Source organism: Streptomyces sp. NBC_00829 (assembly GCF_045161795.1).
GTDB lineage: Bacteria > Actinomycetota > Actinomycetes > Streptomycetales > Streptomycetaceae > Streptomyces.
On sequence record NZ_CP108867.1, the window covers coordinates 5,611,547 to 5,632,071 of the forward strand.

Annotated in this window: 17 protein-coding genes and 1 pseudogene; 9 read left to right on the plus strand and 9 right to left on the minus strand. The window is 72.0% G+C overall.

The window, feature by feature from the left end:
• Positions 1–45 precede the first annotated feature (45 nt).
• The 4 genes and pseudogenes from OG293_RS24880 to OG293_RS24895 form a co-directional block, all read right to left on the minus strand.
• Positions 46–156: pseudogene (locus tag OG293_RS24880) on the minus strand (short-chain dehydrogenase); the annotation flags it as partial.
• Positions 157–516: a nitrite reductase small subunit NirD gene (gene nirD, locus OG293_RS24885; RefSeq protein ID WP_406001000.1), complete on the minus strand. Its 360-nt coding sequence runs from the start codon at positions 514–516 to the stop codon at positions 157–159. It abuts the pseudogene before it with no gap.
• Positions 513–3,113: a nitrite reductase large subunit NirB gene (gene nirB, locus OG293_RS24890; RefSeq protein WP_406001001.1), complete on the minus strand. Its 2,601-nt coding sequence runs from the start codon at positions 3,111–3,113 to the stop codon at positions 513–515. Before nirB ends, nirD begins: the two co-directional genes overlap by 4 nt.
• 1 nt (position 3,114) lies before the next feature.
• Positions 3,115–4,293 carry an NAD(P)/FAD-dependent oxidoreductase gene (locus OG293_RS24895; protein ID WP_406001002.1) on the minus strand — a complete coding sequence of 393 codons (1,179 nt, stop codon included), beginning with the start codon at positions 4,291–4,293 and terminating at the stop codon, positions 3,115–3,117.
• A 270-nt stretch (positions 4,294–4,563) separates the two neighbouring features.
• On the opposite strand from OG293_RS24895, the gene OG293_RS24900 reads away from it, so the two are divergent.
• Both OG293_RS24900 and OG293_RS24905 read left to right on the plus strand, forming a co-directional pair.
• Complete coding sequence (locus tag OG293_RS24900; protein ID WP_406001003.1) at positions 4,564–5,442, plus strand: putative protein N(5)-glutamine methyltransferase; 879 nt, start codon at positions 4,564–4,566, stop codon at positions 5,440–5,442.
• Positions 5,443–5,479: 37 nt separating this feature from the next.
• Positions 5,480–6,265 carry a sulfite exporter TauE/SafE family protein gene (locus OG293_RS24905; RefSeq protein ID WP_406001004.1) on the plus strand — a complete coding sequence of 262 codons (786 nt, stop codon included), beginning with the start codon at positions 5,480–5,482 and terminating at the stop codon, positions 6,263–6,265.
• Positions 6,266–6,315: 50 nt separating this feature from the next.
• On the opposite strand, the gene OG293_RS24910 is transcribed toward OG293_RS24905, so the two are convergent.
• Together OG293_RS24910 and OG293_RS24915 are read right to left on the minus strand one after the other, a co-directional pair.
• Entirely contained in the window at positions 6,316–6,993 is a 678-nt protein-coding gene (locus tag OG293_RS24910) for a class F sortase (RefSeq protein WP_406001005.1), read from the minus strand.
• Positions 6,994–7,089: 96 nt separating this feature from the next.
• On the minus strand, positions 7,090–7,596 hold the full coding sequence (locus OG293_RS24915; protein ID WP_406001006.1) for a hypothetical protein: 507 nt from the start codon (positions 7,594–7,596) through the stop codon (positions 7,090–7,092).
• Between the two features lie 620 nt (positions 7,597–8,216).
• Here OG293_RS24915 and cutA point away from each other — a divergent pair.
• Positions 8,217–8,549 carry a divalent-cation tolerance protein CutA gene (gene cutA / locus OG293_RS24920; protein WP_406001007.1) on the plus strand — a complete coding sequence of 111 codons (333 nt, stop codon included), beginning with the start codon at positions 8,217–8,219 and terminating at the stop codon, positions 8,547–8,549.
• Positions 8,550–8,596: 47 nt separating this feature from the next.
• Positions 8,597–9,061 (plus strand): gamma-glutamylcyclotransferase family protein, encoded by a 465-nt coding sequence (locus OG293_RS24925; RefSeq protein ID WP_406003703.1) that lies wholly within the window; start codon positions 8,597–8,599, stop codon positions 9,059–9,061.
• Between the two features lie 150 nt (positions 9,062–9,211).
• Here OG293_RS24925 and OG293_RS24930 read toward each other — a convergent pair whose 3' ends face one another.
• The 3 genes from OG293_RS24930 to OG293_RS24940 all read right to left on the minus strand — a co-directional run bounded on the left by OG293_RS24930 (position 9,212) and on the right by OG293_RS24940 (position 13,079).
• Entirely contained in the window at positions 9,212–11,512 is a 2,301-nt protein-coding gene (locus tag OG293_RS24930; RefSeq protein WP_406001008.1) for a molybdopterin oxidoreductase family protein, read from the minus strand.
• Positions 11,513–11,709: 197 nt separating this feature from the next.
• Complete coding sequence (locus OG293_RS24935) at positions 11,710–12,291, minus strand: TIGR03086 family metal-binding protein (protein ID WP_406001009.1); 582 nt, start codon at positions 12,289–12,291, stop codon at positions 11,710–11,712.
• A gap of 65 nt (positions 12,292–12,356) precedes the next feature.
• The gene (locus OG293_RS24940; protein ID WP_406001010.1) at positions 12,357–13,079 is read right to left on the minus strand and encodes a vancomycin high temperature exclusion protein; all 723 of its coding nucleotides are present in this window, start codon (positions 13,077–13,079) and stop codon (positions 12,357–12,359) included.
• A 357-nt stretch (positions 13,080–13,436) separates the two neighbouring features.
• On the opposite strand from OG293_RS24940, the gene OG293_RS24945 reads away from it, so the two are divergent.
• From OG293_RS24945 to OG293_RS24965, 5 genes are all read left to right on the plus strand, one after another.
• Complete coding sequence (locus tag OG293_RS24945; protein ID WP_406001011.1) at positions 13,437–14,381, plus strand: sirohydrochlorin chelatase; 945 nt, start codon at positions 13,437–13,439, stop codon at positions 14,379–14,381.
• Positions 14,382–14,427: 46 nt separating this feature from the next.
• On the plus strand, positions 14,428–15,756 hold the full coding sequence (locus OG293_RS24950) for a deoxyguanosinetriphosphate triphosphohydrolase (RefSeq protein ID WP_406001012.1): 1,329 nt from the start codon (positions 14,428–14,430) through the stop codon (positions 15,754–15,756).
• Positions 15,757–15,883: 127 nt separating this feature from the next.
• Positions 15,884–17,146, plus strand: coding sequence for an NAD(P)/FAD-dependent oxidoreductase (locus OG293_RS24955; protein ID WP_406001013.1), 1,263 nt, complete (start codon positions 15,884–15,886; stop codon positions 17,144–17,146).
• A 34-nt stretch (positions 17,147–17,180) separates the two neighbouring features.
• The gene (gene dnaG, locus OG293_RS24960) at positions 17,181–19,085 is read left to right on the plus strand and encodes a DNA primase (RefSeq protein ID WP_406001014.1); all 1,905 of its coding nucleotides are present in this window, start codon (positions 17,181–17,183) and stop codon (positions 19,083–19,085) included.
• 115 nt (positions 19,086–19,200) lie between these two features.
• Positions 19,201–20,466 carry an RNA polymerase sigma factor gene (locus tag OG293_RS24965; protein WP_406001015.1) on the plus strand — a complete coding sequence of 422 codons (1,266 nt, stop codon included), beginning with the start codon at positions 19,201–19,203 and terminating at the stop codon, positions 20,464–20,466.
• Positions 20,467–20,525: the final 59 nt, after the last annotated feature.

Consider the following 20,525-nt stretch of genomic DNA (forward strand, 5'->3'; position numbering starts at 1 on the left):
CTGAACTCCTCGGTAGGGAACTGGTCGGGTTCACCCTAGGAACGATCAGGCCGAGGAGCCACTGTCGACGACGAGATCCCTGCCGACGGCCGATCCGGTGTCAGCGGATGTCAGGAACAGCACCGCCGCGGCGATCTCCTCGGCCGCCGCGCCGCGTCACCCCAGCCGCACCTCGTACGCGGTCACCGACATCGACTCGTCGTCCAGACAGCGCCCTGTCCGCAGGTCGAAGCGCTGCTTGAGCAGCGGCGACGCGACGAACGAGCCGCCCGGCCAGGAGCCGACCAGGCCCCGCGAGAGGACCTGTGCGCCCGCGAACGGATCCCGGTTGTCGATCGCGTACGGAGTGCCCTCGCGGTCCACGAAGAGGGCGGCCTGGCTGCCGTCGGGCAGCAGGGCCGCGACGCCGCGGCCCGGGGTGAGCTCGGACAGCGCGCACAGCGCGAACCACTCCCGGCCCAGGCGGACCTGGATCTGGGTCTGTGTGCTCCGGGGCTTTTCGGGGGCGATCGTCATCGGGCAGCGGTACCTTCCAGGACTTCTTCCAGCGAACGGATGGACAGCAGCGGCAGATCGGGCTTGACCTGGTCCCGCTCGGGCACGAACTTCACCGTCGGGTCGGGGACGTCTGGCGCGTTCACGAAGGAGACGAACCGGCGCAGCCGCTCCGGGTCGCCGAGCGTCTCGGCCCACTCGTCGCGGTAGTTGGCGACATGGTCCGCCATCAGGGACTCCAGCTCCGCGCAGATTCCCAGGGCGTCGTGGACCACCACGTCCCGTATGTGGTCGAGGCCGCCCTCGATCCGCTCCAGCCAGGTCGAGGTGCGCTCAAGCCGGTCGGCGGTGCGGATGTAGAACATCAGGAACCGGTCGATGAGAGAGACGAGTTCGGCGTCGGAGAGGTCCTGCGCGAGCAGGTCGGCGTGGCGCGGGGTCGCGCCGCCGTTGCCGCCCACGTACAGATTCCAGCCGTTGGCCGTGGCGATGACCCCGAAGTCCTTGCTCTGCGCCTCCGCGCACTCGCGCTGGCAGCCCGAGACCGCGGACTTCAGCTTGTGCGGGGAGCGCAGGCCCCGGTAGCGCAGCTCCAGATCGATGGCCATCCTCACCGAGTCCTGCACGCCGTAGCGGCACCAGGTCTGCCCCACACACGACTTCACGGTGCGCAGTGCCTTGCCGTACGCGTGCCCGGACTCGAAGCCGGCGTCGACCAGCCGCCCCCAGATCTGCGGGAGCTGATCGACACGCGCCCCGAACAGGTCGATCCGCTGACCACCCGTGATCTTGGTGTAGAGGCCGAAGTCCCGGGCCACCTCACCGATCACGATCAGCTTCTCGGGGGTGATCTCACCGCCCGGGACGCGCGGCACGATCGAGTACGAGCCGTTCTTCTGCAGATTGGCCAGGAAGTGGTCGTTGGTGTCCTGGAGCGCAGCCTGCTCGCCGTGCAGCACATAGCCGTCCGCGCCGATCGTCGGCGCCAGCGAGGCGATGATCGAGCCGACCGCCGGCTTGCAGATCTCGCAGCCGTTGCCGCCGCGGGCGCTCTCGCGGCCGTGCGCGTCCAGGAGCCGCTGGTAGGAGGTGATGCGCAGCGCCCGCACGATCTCGTACAGCTCCTGGCGGGTCTGCCCGAAGCAGCCGCACAGGCCCTTGTCGACCTCGACGCCGGACGCCTCCAGCTCGGCGTTGACCAGCTGGCCCAGCACCTTGACGCAACTGCCGCAGCCCGTGCCGGCCTTGGTGCACTTCTTCACCTCGGGCACCGTCGTGCAGGAGTGCTCGGTGACCGCGCCGCGGATGGTGGCCTTGGTGACGTTGTGGCAGGAGCAGATCACCGCGTCGTCGGGCAGCGAGGAGGGGCCGAGCGCGAGGGGCGCTCCGGCCCCCGCGGGCAGCACCAGCTGCTCGGGCGAGACGGGCGGCACGGAGCCGGTGAGCGGGCGCAGCATGCCGTACGCGTCGGCGTCACCGACCAGGACGCCGCCGAGCAGTTCGCCCCCGCTGCCGACGACCAGCTTCTTGTAGACCCCGGAACGGGAGTCGGAGTACACGACGTCGAGACAGCCCTCGGCCGCGCCGTGCGCATCGCCGAAGGAGGCCACGTCCACGCCGAGCAGCTTGAGCTTGGTGGACATGTCCGCGCCGGTGAACGCCCGGGCCTCGCCCTCAAGCGCGGCCGCCGCCGTCTCGGCCATCTCGTACCCCGGCGCGACCAGGCCGTACACCCGGCCGTCCGAGGCGAGCGCGCACTCGCCGATCGCGAACACCGACGGATCCGAGGTGCGGCACTGCTCGTCGACGACGATGCCGCCGCGCTCGCCGATCGCCAGGCCCGCGTCCCGGGCGAGCTGGTCCCGGGGCCGTACACCCGCCGAGAAGACGACCAGATCGGTGGCGAGGACCGAACCGTCCGACAGGGCCATGCCGTTGACGGCCCCCGTGCCGTCCACGGTGATCTCCTGGGTGCCGGTGCCCGTGTGCACCGTCAGCCCCATGCCTTCGATGGTGCGCAGCAGCGCGGCGCCGCCGCCGTCGTCGACCTGCACCGGCATCAAGCGCGGCGCGAACTCCACGATGTGGGTCCTCAGACCGAGCCCCTTGAGCGCGCCCGCGGCCTCCAGACCGAGCAGCCCACCGCCGACGACCGCGCCGGTGGCGGCCGTCTTGGCGTACTCCTCGATCGCCAGCAGATCCTCGATCGTGCGGTAGACGAAGCAGCCCCTGGCGTCCTTGTTCGGCACCGGCGGCACGAAGGGGTACGAGCCGGTGGCGAGGACGAGCGTGTCGTACGTGAACGTCCGCCCGGCGCGCGAGACAACCGTGCGCGCCTCCCGGTCGATCGTCTCGGCCGGGTCGTCGAGATACAGCTCGATGCCGTGGCGCTCGATGAAGTCGCCCTCGACGAGGGAGAGTTCGTCGGGGGTGCGCCCGGAGAAGTACGAGGTGAGCCGGACTCGGTCGTAGGCGGCGCGGGGCTCCTCGCACAGGACGACGACTCTCGCCCGCCCGGTCACACCGCGCTCGGCCAGGGCCTGGAGAAAACGCTGGCCGACCATGCCATGGCCGACGACCACGATCGTGGGAGTCGCGGGGGTGGACACAGCAGCCATGTCAGAGGCCTCCATCATTGGTGAGCAGGTGGAGCAGTGGAACGGTCTCCGGCAGGGCCTCGTCGCCCTCCCAGGCCCGGGCGAGCGCGCCGACCGCGGCGAGATCCCCGAGCAGCACGCCGCCGACGAGCCGGTCGCCGCGGACGACGACCTTGCGGTACGCGCCACGGGTGGCGTCGGCGAGCTGGACGACGTCGTCCCCCGGCTGCGGGGTCGGATCGCCGAACGCGGCGAGGTCGAGGGCTCCCGCTCCGCTGAGCGTCAGCCGGGTCAGGGCCCTGGTGCCCGTGTAGCGGGCGGCCTTCCCGCTGAGGCGGGCGGCGAGGACGTCGGCCTGCTCCAGCGCCGGACCCGCCAGTCCGTACACCCGCCCCTCGTGCTCGGCGCAGTCGCCGACGGCGTGGATGTACGGGTCGGAGGTGCGCAGTTCGTCGTCGACGACGATGCCGGTCCGCACGTCGAGTCCGGCGTCCTGGGCGAGCCCCACCCGGGGGCGCACCCCGCACGCGAGAACGACGAGCTCCGCGTCGAGCACGTATCCGTCGGCGAGCTCGACGTCCGTGCCGCGCAGGCCGCGTACCCGGCACTCCGTGTGGATCTCCACGCCCATCCCTTCCAGATGGGTGCGGAGCAACTCCGACGCCGAGACGTCCAGCTGGCGCTCCATGAGGTGCTCGCCCTGCTGGGCCAGCACCACCTTGGCGCCGCGCTCGGCGAGCGCCCGGGCCGCGGAGACGCCGAGCAGCCCACCGCCGACGACGACCGCGCGGATGCCGGGACGTACGGCCGCGGACAGGGCGGCGCAGTCGTCGAGGGTACGGAAGGGATGCACCCCTTCAGGGAACTCCCGGCCGATCCCGCGCAGCGGCGGGAGCACCGGGTTCGAGCCCGTCGCCAGCACCAGCCGGTCGTACGGCACCGATGTTCCGTCCGCGCAGTGCACGAGCCGGCGCTCACGGTCGACGGCGGTCGCCCGCACACCGCGCCGCACCGGCACCGTGGGCAGGGCGATCACTTCGGGGCCGTACCGCCCGGCGAGCACTTCGGCGAGCAGCAGACGGTTGTACGGCGCGTGCGGCTCCTCACCGAGAACGGTGACGGGCATGCCACCGGTGACGAGCTGTCGCGCGAGTCGCGTGCCTGCCGTCCCGCCGCCGATCACCACTGTCCCATGAGCCATGTCCAGCAGCCTGCGGTGCCGGTGTTACCCGTCGGGTGCGCCGCTGTTTCCCTCGCGGAACACTGAGCTCAGCGCGTCGGCAACCCGGGTGTGAGGGGCCATGCGTGTGCCCAGCTCCTGTAGGGTTTGGGCTCTCCACATCAGTGGACCGGCCAAGGAGGTGAGACCCATTACCGCTGTAGCAGGTCGGGTGCTCTCCTCCCACGGTCCTTCGGTTCGTCCGGCATAGGCGACCGCGAGAGCGCCCTTCGGTATCCCGAAAGGCTCTCCATGTCGGTTTCTCCGTCATCGCTTTCCCTGTCCGCCATCGTCACCAGGCTCCGCGCCGCCGGCTGTGTCTTCGCCGAGGACGAGGCGGAACTCCTCCTGGCCACAGCTCGCACCCCGGCCGAACTGGCCGCCATGGTCGACCGCCGCGTCGGTGGCCTGCCCCTTGAACACGTCCTCGGCTGGGCCGAGTTCTGCGGTCTGCGGGTGGCCGTGGACCCCGAGGTCTTCGTCCCGCGCCGCCGCACCGAATTCCTCGTCCGCCGGGCCGTGGCCCTCACGGGGCCGGGAACCGGACCGCAGACGGGCCCGGAGACCGTGGTCGTGGACCTGTGCTGCGGCTCCGGCGCGGTCGGTGTCGCCCTGGCGCGGGCGCTGGGGCGGGTCGAGCTGCACGCGGCCGATATCGATCCGGCCGCGGTGCGCTGCGCCCGGCGCAACATCGGCGCCGCGGGCGGCCAGGTCCACGAGGGCGACCTCTTCGCCCCGCTGCCGGCCGCGCTGCGCGGCCGTATCGACGTACTGGCCGCCAACGTCCCCTACGTGCCGACCGCCGAGGTCGGACTGCTGCCGTCGGAGGCCCGCGACCACGAGCCGCTGGTCGCACTCGACGGCGGCCCGGACGGGCTCGACGTCCTGCGCAGGGTCGCCGCCGAGGCACCGCGATGGCTGGCGCCCGGCGGCTTGCTGCTGGTCGAGACCAGCGAACGCCAGGCGCCGCTCGCTGTCGACGCCTTCACCCGCAGCGGGCTGGTGCCGACGGTGGCCGTCTCCGAGGAGCTGTACGCCACCGTGGTGATCGGCACGAGGCTCGCCGCGCCCGTCACCGAAAGCGCACCCGCCACCGGAACCTCAGAGGTCGCTCAACTCCCCGGAGATTGATGGACGGCACACCCATCTGCTCCATAGGGTCGCGGGCATGCCCGACATATCGCTGACCACGCTCGTCTTCCTCTGTCTGGCCGCCGCCGCGGCCGGCTGGATCGACGCGGTGGTGGGCGGCGGCGGGCTGCTCCTTCTTCCGGCGCTGCTGCTCGGGCTGCCGAACGTCCAGGCCGCGCAGATCCTCGGCACCAACAAGGCCGTCGCCATCGTCGGCACATCGGGCGCGGCCGTCACCTATGTGCGCAAGGCGCCGGTGCAGGTGAAGGCGGCGGTACGGATCGGGCTCGCCGCCCTGGCGGGATCGATGGGCGGGGCGTTCTTCGCCGCGGGGATCAGCAGCGACGTGCTCCGGCCGGTGATCATGGTGGTGCTGCTCGGAGTCGCCGCCTTCGTGATGCTGCGCCCGGCCTTCGGCACCGCGACCGACGAGGAGCGGCGGACCGTGAGCCGCACCCGCCGGGTCGCGGCGATCGTGCTCGTCGGCGGCGGGATCGGCTTCTACGACGGACTGTTCGGCCCCGGCACGGGCACCTTCCTGGTACTCGCGCTGACCGCCGTGCTCCATCTCGACCTGGTGACGGCCTCCGCCACCGCCAAGATCGTCAATGTCTGCACCAACGGCGGGGCGCTGGCCATGTTCGCCTATCAGGGCACGGTCATGTGGCAGCTGGCCGCCCTGATGGCCGTGTTCAACCTGGCGGGCGGCATGTTCGGCGCCCGGATGGCGCTGCGCAAGGGGAGCGAGTTCGTCCGCGGGGTGCTGCTCGTCGTGGTCCTCTCGCTGGTCGCGAAGCTCGCCTTCGACCAGTGGACGGGATAGGGCCCGCCTTCCGGGTCTTGCCGGCCCGCCCGCCTGGTCCGGCAGGGCTCCTAGCGCACCCCGATCAGGTGCGCGAAGGCCACCACATTGCCCCTGTAGCCGCTCTTCCTGGAGAATCCGCCTCCACAGGTGATCACCCGCAGCTCCGCGCGGTCCCTGGACCCGTACACCTTCTCGTCCGGGAACGAGCCGGCTTCGTACACCTCGATCGCGTCGATGGTGAACACCGCCGTGCGGCCGTCCTGGCGGGTCACCTCGATGCGGTGGCCCTTCTTGAGCGCGCCCAGGCTGTAGAAGACGGCCGGGCCGCGGGCGTTGTCGACATGGCCGGCGACGATCGCCGTGCCCCTCGCGCCGGGGGTCGTGCCGTCCGCGTACCAGCCGGCGAGGTTGCGGTCGCCGGACGGCGGCACTTCCAGGCTGCCGTCCTTGGCGAGGCCCAGGCGCATGACCGGGGCGTCGATCCGTATCTCGGGTATGCGCAGCCGCACGGGGGCGGACGGCGGCAGCGGGTCGGCTGCCGCGTCCGTGTGGTGTCCGGGACCGGCGGCGAACGCCTCGGCGGCGGACGGGACGGGCGGAGTCACATCGGCGGAGCCGTTGTGCACCAGCCACAGACCGGCGCAGACGGCCGCGGCTATGCCCCAGCCTTTCCCCTTCCCCTGGCTTTTCCCCCGGCCGTTCGCTTCCGCTCGGCCCGTGCCCGTGCCTTTCCCCTGGGCGCCCATGGGTCCTCCGGATGAGTCTCGCCCGTTCCCGTCAGGCCCGAAGGACCTGACGGGAACGGGGACACGGCGGTACGAGGGACGGTGGGAACCGCCCCGTCAGCTGTCCTGCGCGCCGCTCGCCCGGCGGCGCAGGAGCAGGGTCCCGCCGACGGCGGCCGCGGCCAGTACGGCCACGCCCGCCGCGATCTGGGTGGTGTCGGGGCCGACGCTGCCGCCGACGCCGGTGTCCACATGGCCGCTCGGCCTGCCGTGGTGCCGAACGACCACCTCGCCGGTGGCCTGCCGGCCGTTCTTGCAGCGCACTCCGATGACGTACGTGCCCGGCTGGGTGTTCGCCGGGACGGTGAACTGACCGATCGCGACCCCGTTGTGCGTCCCGGGCAGCAGCTGGAACTCGCCCGCGCCGAGCGACCGTGCGTCACCGATGCCCAAGCCCTGGTGGCCGCAGACGGTGATGCTCACGGTGATGAACGTGCCCGCGACGGCGGTCGACGGAAAGACCTCCAGCGACGCATAGTCCTCGGCCGTCGCCAGGGGGGCGCCGATGCCTATGGTGGCGGCCGCCAGCACGGTACTGGCCAGCAGGCGGGCGGTGGTGCGCATGGTGATCCTCCGAGGAAGCACGGTCGAGCGACGGGGTCGTCCTCTCTCCGAGGTAAGGCGCAGCGGGTCGCCGACGCCTGCTGATGGGCTATCAGAATCCTCGGCTTCGCTCGGCGTGTCGCGCTGGACAGAGGACGTTGCCGCAGGTCATCGGCGGTGACGGGGAATCAGATGACCCGCGCGCTGAACGGGTGACGCGGCCACCCGCGCGGCCCCGGGCCGTGCCCCAATGGCCCGCGCGCCCCGCCGCCCCGGCCGTGCCCCTGCGGCCCGCGCGCCCCGCGGCCCCGGGCGGTGCCCCATGCCCCGTCCGAGCCGGCCGCCGTGTCCAGCGGCGCGTGCCGGGTGTACGCGCGAACCCGCGCGACGTCCAGGCCCTCCCCGAAGAGCTCACGGGTGCCGCGTCGAGGCGGCCCAGGTGGAGTACGAGGCCGCGCACCCGGCCGTTCCTCCGCCGGGGCGATCACCCCGGCGGCATCGTGACGACGGCTGTCGCTCCCTCCGTCGTCCCCGAACCGAGGCCACGGCTGTGTAATGGACTCAGGTTCCGCCCTTGTGACCTGTGACGCGACCGACGACCGGCCCCGCCGGAGTGAACGACGAACCGAAGGAGAATGTCCGTGGCCCAGGCACTGACCGTACTCACCGTCCTGACCACGACCGACAGCGCGGAGAAGGCGCAGGAGCTGGCGCGGGGCGCGGTGGAGGCGCGGCTTGCCGCATGCGCTCAAGTCTCCTCACCCGTGACCTCGGTCTTCCACTGGAAGAACGCGATCGAGACGGCCGAGGAGTGGCAGGTTCTCTTCAAGACGACCGAGGCCTGCTACCCGGCGCTGGAGGCACATCTGGCCTCCGCGCACGACTACGAGACCCCGGAGATCATCGCGACGCCGGTGGCCGGCGGCGGCCCGGCGTATCTGGCGTGGATCGACGCGGAGACCGTGGCGCCGTGAGCCGGGCGGACTTCGGGGAGGGCTTCGGGGAGGGCTCCGGGGCGAGAATCGGGGAGGGCTGCGGGGAGGTTCATGGGGGCTGCGGGGAGGAGCTTCCGTTCTTCGTGTACGGCACGCTGCGCCCTGGGGAGTGCAACCACGATCTGTTCCTGCACGGCCGGACGGCGGCCGAGGAACCGGCTGTGCTCGCCGGTGCGGTGCTGTACGAGGGGCCGGGCTACCCGTACGCCCTGCTCGACCCGGGCGCGGGCGGCACGGTCGCCGGTGAGGTGGTGACGGCCTCGTCCGGGGAGTACGGGGAACTGCTCTCCGTACTCGACCGGCTGGAGGAGTACGTCGCACCCGGCCATCCGCGCAATCTGTACGAACGAGTGGTCTGTGAGGTGCTCCGGTCCGACGGCACGCGCGTGCGGGCGTGGGTGTACGTCGCCGCGCCCGGCGTCGAGCGCGAACTACGCGCCAAGGGCGCACCGATCCCCGGCGGCGACTGGACCGGCCGGCTGCCCGGCTGAGCGCCACCGAGGTCGGGATATCTCCGCAGTTCGGCGATGCCGAGCTGGTCACACTCGCCGTGCTGCGGCCCTCCTTGGCTTTCCCGGCGAGCCCGCCGGCTGCGGGAGACCGTCCAGCAGAGTCGGCGACGGTCTGGCCGGAAGCAAACGCTAGAGAGCCCGTTCCACCCGGACCGCGCACACCTTGAACTCGGGCATCCGCGAGGTCGGGTCGAGCGCCGGATTGGTCACCGAGTTGACCCGTCCCTCGCCCGGCCAGTGGAAGGGCATGAAGACGGTGTCGGACCGTATCGCCGTGGTGATCCGTGCGGGGCCCACGGCACGCCCGCGCCGTGAGACCACGGCGAGCGGCTCGTCCTCGACGGCTCCGATCCGCTCGGCCAGCAGCGGATGCAGCTCGACGAAGGGCCCGGGGGCGGCGGCATTGAGCTCGTCGACCCGTCGGGTCTGCGCACCGGACTGGTACTGGGAGACGACCCGCCCGGTCGTGAGGAGGACCGGATAGTCCTCGTCGGTCTCCTCGGCGGCTGCCCGGTGCGCGACGGCGACGAAGCGGGCGCGCCCGTCGGGAGTGGCGAACCGGTCGAGAAAGAGCCGCGGGGTTCCGGGGTGGACTGAGGGGCTGCTGTTGCGCAGGCGGGGTGTGGGGCTGGTGTCGCCGCTGGGGTGGGGTGCGTCCCCGCCGCCGGGGTGGGGTGCGGAGCCGCCGTCGCCGGCTGGGAGGTCGGCGGGCAGGGCTCCGGCTGCGGCTTCTCGCTCTCCCGCGGCCGTCCCGGCGTCGGGACCCTCGGCAGGGCAGGGCCAGAAGATCCCGTTCTCCTGGGCGATCCGTTCGTACGTGATGCCGGAATAGTCCGCCGGTCCGCCCGCCGACGCGCGGCGCAGCTCCTCGAAAACCTTCTCCGGGTCCGAGGGGAAGCCCTTCTCGTGGCCCAGCAGAGACGCCAGGCCACCCAGGACCTCCAGGTCGCTCCGTACGCCCGGCGGTGGCGACACCGCCTGACGGCGCAGCAGCACCCGGCCCTCCAGATTGGTCGTCGTGCCCGACTCCTCCGCCCACTGGGTGACCGGAAGCACCACGTCCGCCAACGCGGCCGTCTCCGACAGCACCACGTCGGCGACCGCCAGGAAGTCCAGTGAGCGCAGGCGCTCCTCGACATGCGCGGCCCGGGGCGCGGACACCACGGGGTTCGAGCCCATCAGCAGCAGGGAGCGGATGTCGCCGCCGAGCGCGTCGAGGAGTTCGTAGGCGCTGCGGCCCGGACCGGGCAGGGTCTCCGGCTCCACCCCCCACACCCGGGCGACATGAGCCCGTGCCGCGGGGTCGTCCAGCTTGCGGTAGCCCGGGAGCTGGTCCGCCTTCTGGCCGTGCTCGCGACCGCCCTGGCCGTTGCCCTGGCCGGTCAGACAGCCGTAGCCGGACAGCGGCCGTCCCGCCCGGCCGGTCGCCAGGCAGAGGTTGATCCAGGCGCTGACCGTGTCCGTGCCCTTGGACTGCTGCTCGGGCCCGCGCGCCGTCAGCACCATCGCCGACTCCGCGTCGCAGAACATCCGAACCGCTTCGCGCAGACGGGGTACGCCCACACCCGTGATCCGCTCGACCAGCTCGGGCCAATGGGCCATGGCCGCGGCCCTGGCCTCCTCCCAGCCGCTCGTACGGTCCCGGATGAACTCCTCGTCCGTACGCCCCTCGGCGACCGCCACATGCAACAGCCCCAGGGCCAGCGCCAGGTCCGTCCCGGGCCGGGGCGCGAGATGCAGATCGGCATGCTCCGCGGTACGGGTGCGCCGCGGATCGATGACGATCAACGTGCCGCCGTTCTCCCTCAGTTCGGTGAGATAGCGCAGCGCGGGCGGCATCGTCTCGGCGAGGTTCGACCCGACGAGGATCACGCAACCGGTGCGCGCAATGTCCTCCAGCGGGAACGGCAGCCCGCGGTCGAGTCCGAACGCGCGCTGGTGCGCCGCCGCCGCCGACGACATGCAGAAACGCCCGTTGTAGTCGATCTGCGAGGTGCCCAGGACCACCCGCGCGAACTTCCCGAGCGTGTACGCCTTCTCATTGGTCAGACCCCCGCCCCCGAAGACGCCGACCGCGTCCGGGCCGTGCACCGTCCTCGTGCGCCGAAGTCCCGCAGCGACCGCGCCAAGGGCCTCCTCCCAGGTGGCTGGTTCGAGCCTGCCTGTGGCGTGGCGACGGACCAGGGGCTCGGTCAGGCGCACCCGGGAGGAGAGCAGAGCGGGCGCGGTACGGCCCTTGCCGCACAGTGCGCCCCTGTTCACGGGGAAGTCCGGACGTTCCAGGATCTCGACCGCGGTCCCGGCCCCGCCGCGCAGCTTCATACCGCACTGCAGCGCGCAGTAGGGGCAGTGCGTGGCCGTGGTGGCGGGGGCGAGGGCTGTGGGGGTGGGGGCTGCGGTGTCCGCGGTCGGGACGGTGGCGTCGGACATACGCCCAGGTTGGGTCGCCCGTGTTACGCGGGCGGGCGTGCCGCATTACGGTCGGGGTACGCCCCGCTCCGCCCGAGCACCACCGTCCCGTGAGGCCCGGAACCTTCAGGCTCGGATCCCTCAGGCCGCTATCCCTCAGGCCGCAATCCCTCGGGCCGCACTCCCCCATGCCGGGAGGGAGTCTCGGCCGGGAGTCCTCAGGCGCGGCGGCCGAGCAGCGCCAGCAGCCGCGTCTGGTGGCTGTCACCCGGCGGCGGCTCGATCGGAGGGGCGAACAGCCCGGACTTCGCCAGTTCGGCGGCGTACGGAGTGACCTCGTCGAGCGCGAAGCTCACCAGCACCTCCGGCAGCCGCTCGGGCGCGCCGATCGCCCGCGACAGGTCCCAGGAGTGAACGACCGCGTCCGCGACCATCTGGGCGCAGTACGCCACGGCCGGGGTCTCTCCGTACGACAGCCGCACGGTCTGCTCCAGTGCGCCCGGCTCCGCGAACGCCCTGCGTGCGGCGCGTGAGGCGGCGTCCCAGCCGGCCCGGGGACGGCTGCCGAGCACATCGCCGTCGTAGGCGTCCCCGACCTCGCCGATGTCCGCCCCGTCGGTCACCAGATCGGGCACCCACAGCTGTTCCGCGGTGAGATGGTTCACGAGATCCCGGACGGACCACTCGGTGCACGGCGTCGGGTCGTCCCACTGGTCGGTGCGTACGGCGTGCACCCGGTCGGTGAAGAGCGCGAGCGCCTCGGCATGGCGGCTGAGCAGAGTTGCTACGTCCTTTTCCATACGGGTCACTGTCGCGCGCCGCGCAGGCCGATGCGAGTCCCCGGCCGCGAGTCCACGCGCGCGTGTCACCTGCCCGCCGCGGCCAGCGCTTCGCTGACTCCCGGCTCCCGCGCGCCCAGAAACGTCGGATCCGGTGTGAACGCCGCGTCCAGCGCCGCCTTGCCCGCCGCGAACATCTCGCGCGTCCCGCCGTAGAGCCAGGTCGCATCGTGCGGTTCGGCGACCCCGACCCCGTACGACTCGATTCCGGCCGCCCGGCAGAGTGCGACGGCCCGCCGGATGTGGAAGCCCTGCGTCACCAGCACCGCGCGCTCGACCCCGAAGATCTTCTTGGCGCGTACACAGGAGTCCCAGGTGTCGAACCCGGCGTAGTCGCTGACGATCCGCTTGTCCGGGACGCCGCGGGCGGTGAGATAGGTGCGCATGGCGTCCGGCTCGTCGTACTCGACGCGGCTGTTGTCCCCGGTGACCAGCACGACCTTGACCTTGCCCGCCCGGTACAGCTCGGCGGCGGCATCGAGTCGGTGCGCGAGATAGGGCGTGGGGCGGCCCTTCCACAGCCCGGCTCCGAAGACGACGGCGACATCTTCCGACGGCACCTGCGCGACGGTACGGACCCTGCTGTCGGCGACGGCGTGCATCCAGGTCGCGGGGGCGAGCGCGAGCACGCATGCGAGCATGCCCGTCTGCACGATCCGCCGCCGCGCGCGACGGGTGCGCGGCAGCCGCAGCAGCCCGCGCAGCCCCGCCGGTCCCGATCGCGGGCGGAGGGGCAGGCGCGGTCTCACTCGTGATTCCTTCACGCCTGGTCAGACGCTGTCCGGGACTGATCGGTTCGTTCTGTCCGGTCGGTCCGTTCCGTCCTGGCCGGTCACCGACCAGGCGCGAGCAGCACTGACCGTGACGCGGCCGAGAAGGAGACGGCCGCTGCCGGCCAGGCCGCGGCGCAGGCGTCCGGGTCGGCGGGCAGCAGCCTGCCCAGCACATCGTGGCGGCGGTCCGCGGCCGTCCCGGCAAGCAGCCGCAGATTCCCGGCGTACGGCGGGACCGGTCTGACAGTGCTTCCGGCGAACGGGTGAGCCCATGGAAAACACCCGTCACCGCCGCGCAACGGCCCCGCAATCTCGGCCCGGCAGGATCGGTCCATGACGGAGTCGGCACAGCCCCGTGAGTCCCTGACCCTCGACGCCACGCTCCGGGACACCGCGCTCCTGGACGCCACGCCCCTCGACACGACCGCACAGCTGCTGTCGCGCATCACCGACCAGCTGGGCACACAACTCAGCCGTGTCGCACTCAACGGAAGCCGCAGGCGAATGCCCCCGACCGAACGGCCCACCCTCGTCGCCGTCGCCCACGGCAGCCGCGACCCCCGCGCCCTGCGCACCGCCACCGCGCTCCTCGACCGGGTCCGCGAGCTGCGCCCCGGACTCGACGTCCGCCTCGGCCATATCGAGCTGAACGAGCCGCTGCTGCCCGACACGCTCGGCGCTCTCCGGGCCGGGCGGAGTGCCGCGCAGACCCGAGCGGTCCTCGTCCCCCTGCTGCTCGGCCGCGGATACCACGTCAAGCACGATCTGCCGGGCGCCGCCGCGGCCGTCCCGGGCGCCGACATACGCATCGCCGCCCCTCTTGGACCGCACCCCTTGCTCGTGGAGGCCCTCTGCTCCCGGCTCGCTGAGGCGGGCTGGCGGCCCGAGGACGGCACCAGCCGCAGCGCCGGAGTCGTCCTGGCGGCGGCCGGCTCGCGCGACCCGGACTCCGCGACCGACGTCCGGCGTACCGCCGAACTGCTGAGCGAGCGCCTCGACGGAGTTCCGGTCCTGCCCGCCTACGCGTCGGCCGCCACACCGACCGTGCGGGCGGCCGTACGCTCGCTCACCGCCCGGGGCCGCCACCGCGTCGCCGTCGCCTCCTACTTCGCCTTCCCCGGCCGGTTCGCCGCCGGCTGCGCCGCCGCCGCGCCCTGGATCGCCGCCGCCCCCCTCGGCGCGCACCCGGCCGTGGCCCGGCTGCTGCTCCAGCGGTACGACGAGGCCCTGAACCCCTCGTACGCCGCTTCCCACCCGCGCGAACTCGCCACCGCATAGCCCGCTCGACCACCCGGCTGTCACTCGCTCCGGTTACCTTCGGTGCATGGCAGGCACCACCAGCACCACCTCATCAGGACCCGACGGCGCCGACTCGTCCGACGGCGCGTACGACGAGGCGGCAACCGCGCGCTGGGCCCCCGAGCCCGACAAACGGCCGGGACGCACCGCGTTCCAGCGCGACCGCGCGCGCGTACTGCACTCCTCCGCTCTGCGCCGGCTCGCCGGCAAGACGCAGGTGGTCACCCCCGGCACCCGCAACCAGGCGTGGGACGCCAGCCCCCGCACCCGCCTCACCCACTCCCTGGAGTGCGCCCAGGTCGGACGCGAGCTCGGTGCGGCCCTCGGCTGCGATCCCGATCTCGTCGAGGCCTCCTGCCTCGCCCACGACATGGGCCATCCGCCCTTCGGGCACAACGGCGAGCAGGCTCTCAACGACTTCGCCAAGGACTGCGGCGGCTTCGAGGGCAACGCCCAGTCGCTGCGCCTGCTGACCCGTATCGAGCCCAAGCGGTTCGTCCACAGCGAGCAATCGGGCGAGCTGGTCAGCGTCGGCCTCAACCTCACCCGGGCCGCCCTGGACGCCGCCACCAAATACCCGTGGCCGCGCGGCGGGCACCCCAGCGACCCGGACTCGGTGAAGTTCGGGGTCTACGAGGACGACCTGCCGGTCTTCGCCTGGGCCCGCGAGGGAGCCCCGGCGTACGGCACGTGTTTCGAGGCCCAGGTCATGGACTGGGCCGACGACGTGGCCTATTCGGTGCACGACTTCGAGGACGGGCTGCACGCCGGTCACCTCGACCCCAACCTCCTGCTCGCCGAGCCGGAGCGCGGCGACATCTGGCAGGTCGCGATCGGACGGTACGTACCGAGGGACACGGATCCGCAGGAGCTCGCCGAAGCCCTCGACCGGCTCATCGACCAGGACTGGTGGCCGCACCACTACGACGGCTCCGCGGTCGCGCAGGCCCGCCTCAAGGACGCCACCAGCCAGCTCATCGGCCGGTTCTGTCTCGCCGCCGAGGGGGCGACCCGCGAGGCGTACGGATCGGGAAGGCTCACCCGGTACGCCGCGGAATTGGTCGTTCCGCGCGCCACGCGCAACGAATGCGCCGTGCTCAAGGCCGTAGCCGACCGCTATGTGATGCAGCGCGCGGAGCAGGAGGCCCTCCGTGCCGATCAGCGCATCGTCCTGGCCGAGCTGGCCGAGGCCCTCACCGCCCGCGCGCCGGAGAGCCTCGACCCGCAATTCAGAGCCCTGTTCGAGGCCGCACCCGACGACCGTGCGCGCAAGCGGGTGATCGTCGACCAGCTGGCCTCCCTCACGGACGCCTCGGCCCGCACCCTGCACACCCATCTCACCACCCGTCGCTGACAGTCGGGAGCGCCTCACGGGCACGTACGGAATGACACGCCCAGAGGCACTCCCTCTTCCGCCATATCGCTGCGTGCGGGACGCTCGCTGAAGGCTGCGCAGCGTAGAAGCAAAGAGGAGGCATCAAGTGGTCGACGCACATCGGACATTCGTCATCGTCGGCGGCGGGCTCGCCGGAGCCAAGGCCGCCGAGACCCTCCGCGCCGAAGGGTTCACCGGGCGAGTGATCCTCATCGGCGACGAACGCGACCACCCCTACGAACGGCCGCCGCTCTCCAAGGGCTATCTGTCGGGCAAGGAGGAACGCGACAGCGTCTTCGTCCACGAACCCGCCTGGTACGCCCGCGCCGACGTCGAACTCCACCTCGGCCAGACCGTCGTCGCCATCGACCGTGACGCCAAGTCCGTACGCCTCGGGGACGGCACCGTCGTCCACTACGACAAGCTGCTGCTGGCCACCGGCGCCGAGCCGCGCCGCCTGGACATCCCCGGCACCGAGCTGGCCGGTGTCCACCATCTGCGCCGCCTCGCCCACGCCGACCGGCTGCGCCGCGTGCTCGCCGCCCTCGGCCGCGACAACGGCCATCTGGTCATCGCGGGCGCCGGCTGGATCGGCCTGGAGGTCGCCGCCGCCGCCCGCGGCTACGGCGCCGAGGTCACCGTCGTCGAACCGGAGGCAACCCCGCTGCACCAGGTCATCGGCCCCGAACTCGGCCAGGTCTTCACCGAACTCCACCGGGAGCACGGCGTCCGCTTCCACTTCGGCGCCCGCCTCACCGAGATCAGCGGGCAGGACGGCGTGGTGCTCGCCGCCCGCACTGACGACGGCGAGGAGCACCCGGCCCACGACGTCCTCGCGGCCATCGGCGCCGCGCCGCGCACCGCCCTCGCCGAGTCCGCCGGCCTCGCGATGGCCGACCGGGCCCACGGCGGCGGCATCGCCGTCGACGCGAGCCTGCGCACCTCCGACCCCGACATCTACGCGGCGGGCGACGTGGCCGCGGCCCACCACCCCCTCCTGGGGTCCCGGCTGCGCGTCGAGCACTGGGCGAACGCGCTCAACGGCGGCCCGGCGGCCGCACGCGCGATGCTCGGCCAGGAGGTCTCCTACGACCGCATCCCCTACTTCTTCTCCGACCAGTACGACCTGGGACTGGAGTACTCCGGCTGGGCCCCGCCCGGCGCGTACGACCAGGTGGTACTGCGCGGCGACGCCCAGAAGCGGCAGTTCATCGCGTTCTGGCTGAAGGGCCGACGGGTGCTCGCCGGGATGAACGTCAACGTCTGGGACGTCACCGACCCCATCCAGCAGCTGATCCGCTCCGGAGCCCCCGTGGACCCGGAGGCCCTGGCCGACCCGTCCGTACCGCTCACTTCCCTCAGCGGCTGACGGGAGTGTCACCGCGCCACCGTAGACTTCACGCGTGGCAGGCAGGATCAACGATGACGACGTGAAGGCGGTCCGGGACGCGGTCCCGATCGATGCCGTCGTGTCCGAATACCTCCAGCTGCGCAACGCCGGCGGCGGCAACCTCAAAGGGCTCTGCCCCTTCCACGACGAGAAGTCTCCCTCCTTCCAGGTCAGCCCGAGCAAGGGTCTCTTCCACTGCTTCGGCTGCCAGGAAGGCGGCGACACCATCGCCTTCGTGATGAAGATCGACCATCTCACCTTCTCCGAGACGGTCGAGCGCCTCGCCGCGACCGCGGGCATCACGCTGCGCTACGAGGAGGGCGGGTACAACCCCACCCACCAGCGCGGAGAGCGCATCCGCCTGGTCGAAGCCCACAAGATCGCCGCACAGTTCTACATCGAGCAGCTGGAAAGCGGCCCCGAGGCCGAGACCGGCCGGAAGTTCCTCGCCGAGCGCGGCTTCGACCAGGGCGCCGCCCAGCACTTCAGCGTGGGATACAGCCCCCAGGGCTGGGACCACCTCACCCGTTTTCTGCGTGGCAAGGGCTTCAGCGACAAGGAGCTGACCCTCTCCGGACTCTCCCAGGACGGCCGTCGCGGTCCCATCGACCGCTTCCGCGGCCGGCTGATGTGGCCGATCCGCGACATCTCCGGCGACGTCGTGGGTTTCGGCGCCCGCAAGCTCTACGAGAGCGACAACGGCCCCAAGTACCTGAACACCCCCGAGACGGGCATCTACAAGAAGTCCCAGATGCTGTACGGCATCGACCTCGCGAAGAAAGAGATCGCCAGGACCAGCCGGGCCGTGGTCGTCGAGGGCTACACCGATGTCATGGCCTGCCATCTGGCCGGAGTCACCACCGCCATCGCCACCTGTGGCACGGCCTTCGGCGGCGACCACATCAAGATCCTCCGCAGGCTCCTGATGGACAACGCCACGGCCGAGGTGATCTTCACCTTCGACGGTGACGCGGCAGGCCAGAAGGCGGCGCTGCGGGCCTTCGAGGACGACCAGAAGTTCGCCGCCGAGACCTCGATCGCGATCACCCCGGGGGGCATGGACCCCTGCGAACTGCGCCTCGCCGAGGGCGACGACGCGGTCCAGAAGCTGGTCGAGACCCGTACACCGCTGTTCGAGTTCGCGATCCGCCACAGCGTGCTGCGCCACAATCTGGAGACGCCCGCCGGCCGGGCCGCCGCGCTCGACGAGGCCGCCCCGATCGTCGCCGGCATCAAGAACATCGCCATCCAGCACGAGTCCGCGGTCCAGCTCGCCGGGATCCTCGGCATCCTCGACACCCAGTTCGTGGTCAAGCGCGTCGCCCAGCTCGCCCGCTGGGCACGAGACCGGGGCGGTCGCGGCCCGGCGCCGGCCCCGTCCCGCAACGCGGGATCCCAACAGGCCCAGGCCCAGGCCGTCCCGTCCGGCCCCGCGCTCAACCTCCGCAGCCCCGCCCACCGCACCGAACGCGAACTCCTCAAACTCGCTCTGCAGCACCCGGAGCTGGTCTCCCCGGCCTTCGACGCGTACGGCGTCGACGAGTTCACCGCCCCGCCCTATGCGGCGGTCCGGCAGACCATCGCCGAGGCGGGCGGCGCCGAGCAGGGCACCCGGGACACCCCCGAGTACCTCGCCCAGGTCCGTGAGGCGGCGCCGAACGACACGGTGCGCGCCCTGGTCACCGAGCTTGCCGTCGAAGCGGTCCACGCCCGGACCGTCGACGAGACCTACGCCGGGTTCCAGCTCGTCCAGGTCCGCCTGCGCGCGGTCGACCGGCGCATCAGCGAGGTCCAGGGCACTCTCGCCCGCCTCGGACAGCACGCCGACCCCGAGCAGCACACCGCCGTGGCGAACGAACTGTGGGTGCTCCAGCAGTACGCCCGGTCCCTGCGCAACCAGGGCGCGGACGCCCTCTAGACCGTCCGGACCCCCGCGGATCCTGCTTCGGTAACCGACCGGTCACGCACGGGACTCAGAAAGTCGCCGCACGCCCCTCGTGGACGCCGTGTGTCGTACCCCACACTGGGGTGCGGTGCCTGAGTCCTCGGAGCGCGGCCGGTCCACCCACCGTGGGCCTCTCACCCCCGCGGATCCGCTCATCGTGTACGGGACGGAAAGCGGCCCGGCCGCCCCCGTCCCGCTGCCGCACACCCCCGAACCGGCAGCGATCACCCTGGAGGTCGCCCCCGTGCAGACCCAGACCCAGACCCAGACCCTGACCGAGACCGACGCCGTCCCGGCCGTCTCCGCGCAGGTCCCCGCGCAGAGCCGGGTCGTACACCACCCCGAGGCCGTCGAGACGGTCACCGAGACCGTCGTCGAGGACCCCGTGGAGGTACCCGATCCTCCGGAACGCCGGGCCGGCAGCCGCGTCGACAGCGGCGGGCCCTCCTCCGACCTGTTCCGGCAGTACCTGCGCGAGATCGGCAGGATTCCCCTGCTCACGGCCGTCGAGGAGGTGGAGCTGGCGCGCCGGGTCGAAGCCGGACTGTTCGCCGAGGAACGGCTCGCCAACACCCCCGACATCGACGACTCCCAGCTCGCCGTCGACCTCGACAAGCTCGTCGTGATGGGCCGGATGGCCAAGCGGCGGCTGATCGAGGCCAACCTCCGCCTCGTCGTCTCCGTCGCCAAGCGCTACATCGGCCGCGGGCTGACCATGCTCGATCTCGTCCAAGAGGGAAACCTGGGCCTGATCAGGGCCGTCGAGAAGTTCGACTACGCCCGCGGCTACAAGTTCTCGACGTACGCGACCTGGTGGATCCGCCAGGCCATGTCCCGGGCGCTGGCGGACCAGGCGCGCACCATCCGCGTCCCGGTCCATGTCGTCGAGCTGATCAACCGGGTCGTGCGGGTGCAGCGCCGGATGCTTCAGGAGCGCGGCTACGAACCCACCCCCGAAGAGGTCGCCGTCCAGCTGGACCTGGCGCCCGAGCGGGTCGGCGAGGTGCTGCGCCTCGCCCAGGAGCCTGTCTCCCTGCACGCTCCGGTGGGGGAGGAGGACGACGTGGCCCTCGGCGACCTCATCGAGGACGGCGACGCGGCGTCCCCCGTCGAGTCCGCCGCCTTCCTGCTGCTGCGCGAGCACCTGGAGGCGGTCCTCTCCACCCTCGGCGAGCGCGAACGCAAGGTCGTCCAACTGCGCTACGGACTGGTCGACGGCAGGCCGCGCACCCTGGAGGAGATCGGCCGGATCTTCGGCGTGACGCGTGAACGCATCCGCCAGATCGAGTCCAAGACCCTCAACAAGCTGCGTGACCACGCGTTCGCCGACCAGCTGCGCGGATACCTCGACTGAGGGAACCCCCTGCGCCCAACTGGGCACAGGGGGCGAGTCCACCCTGCCGGACGGGCTTG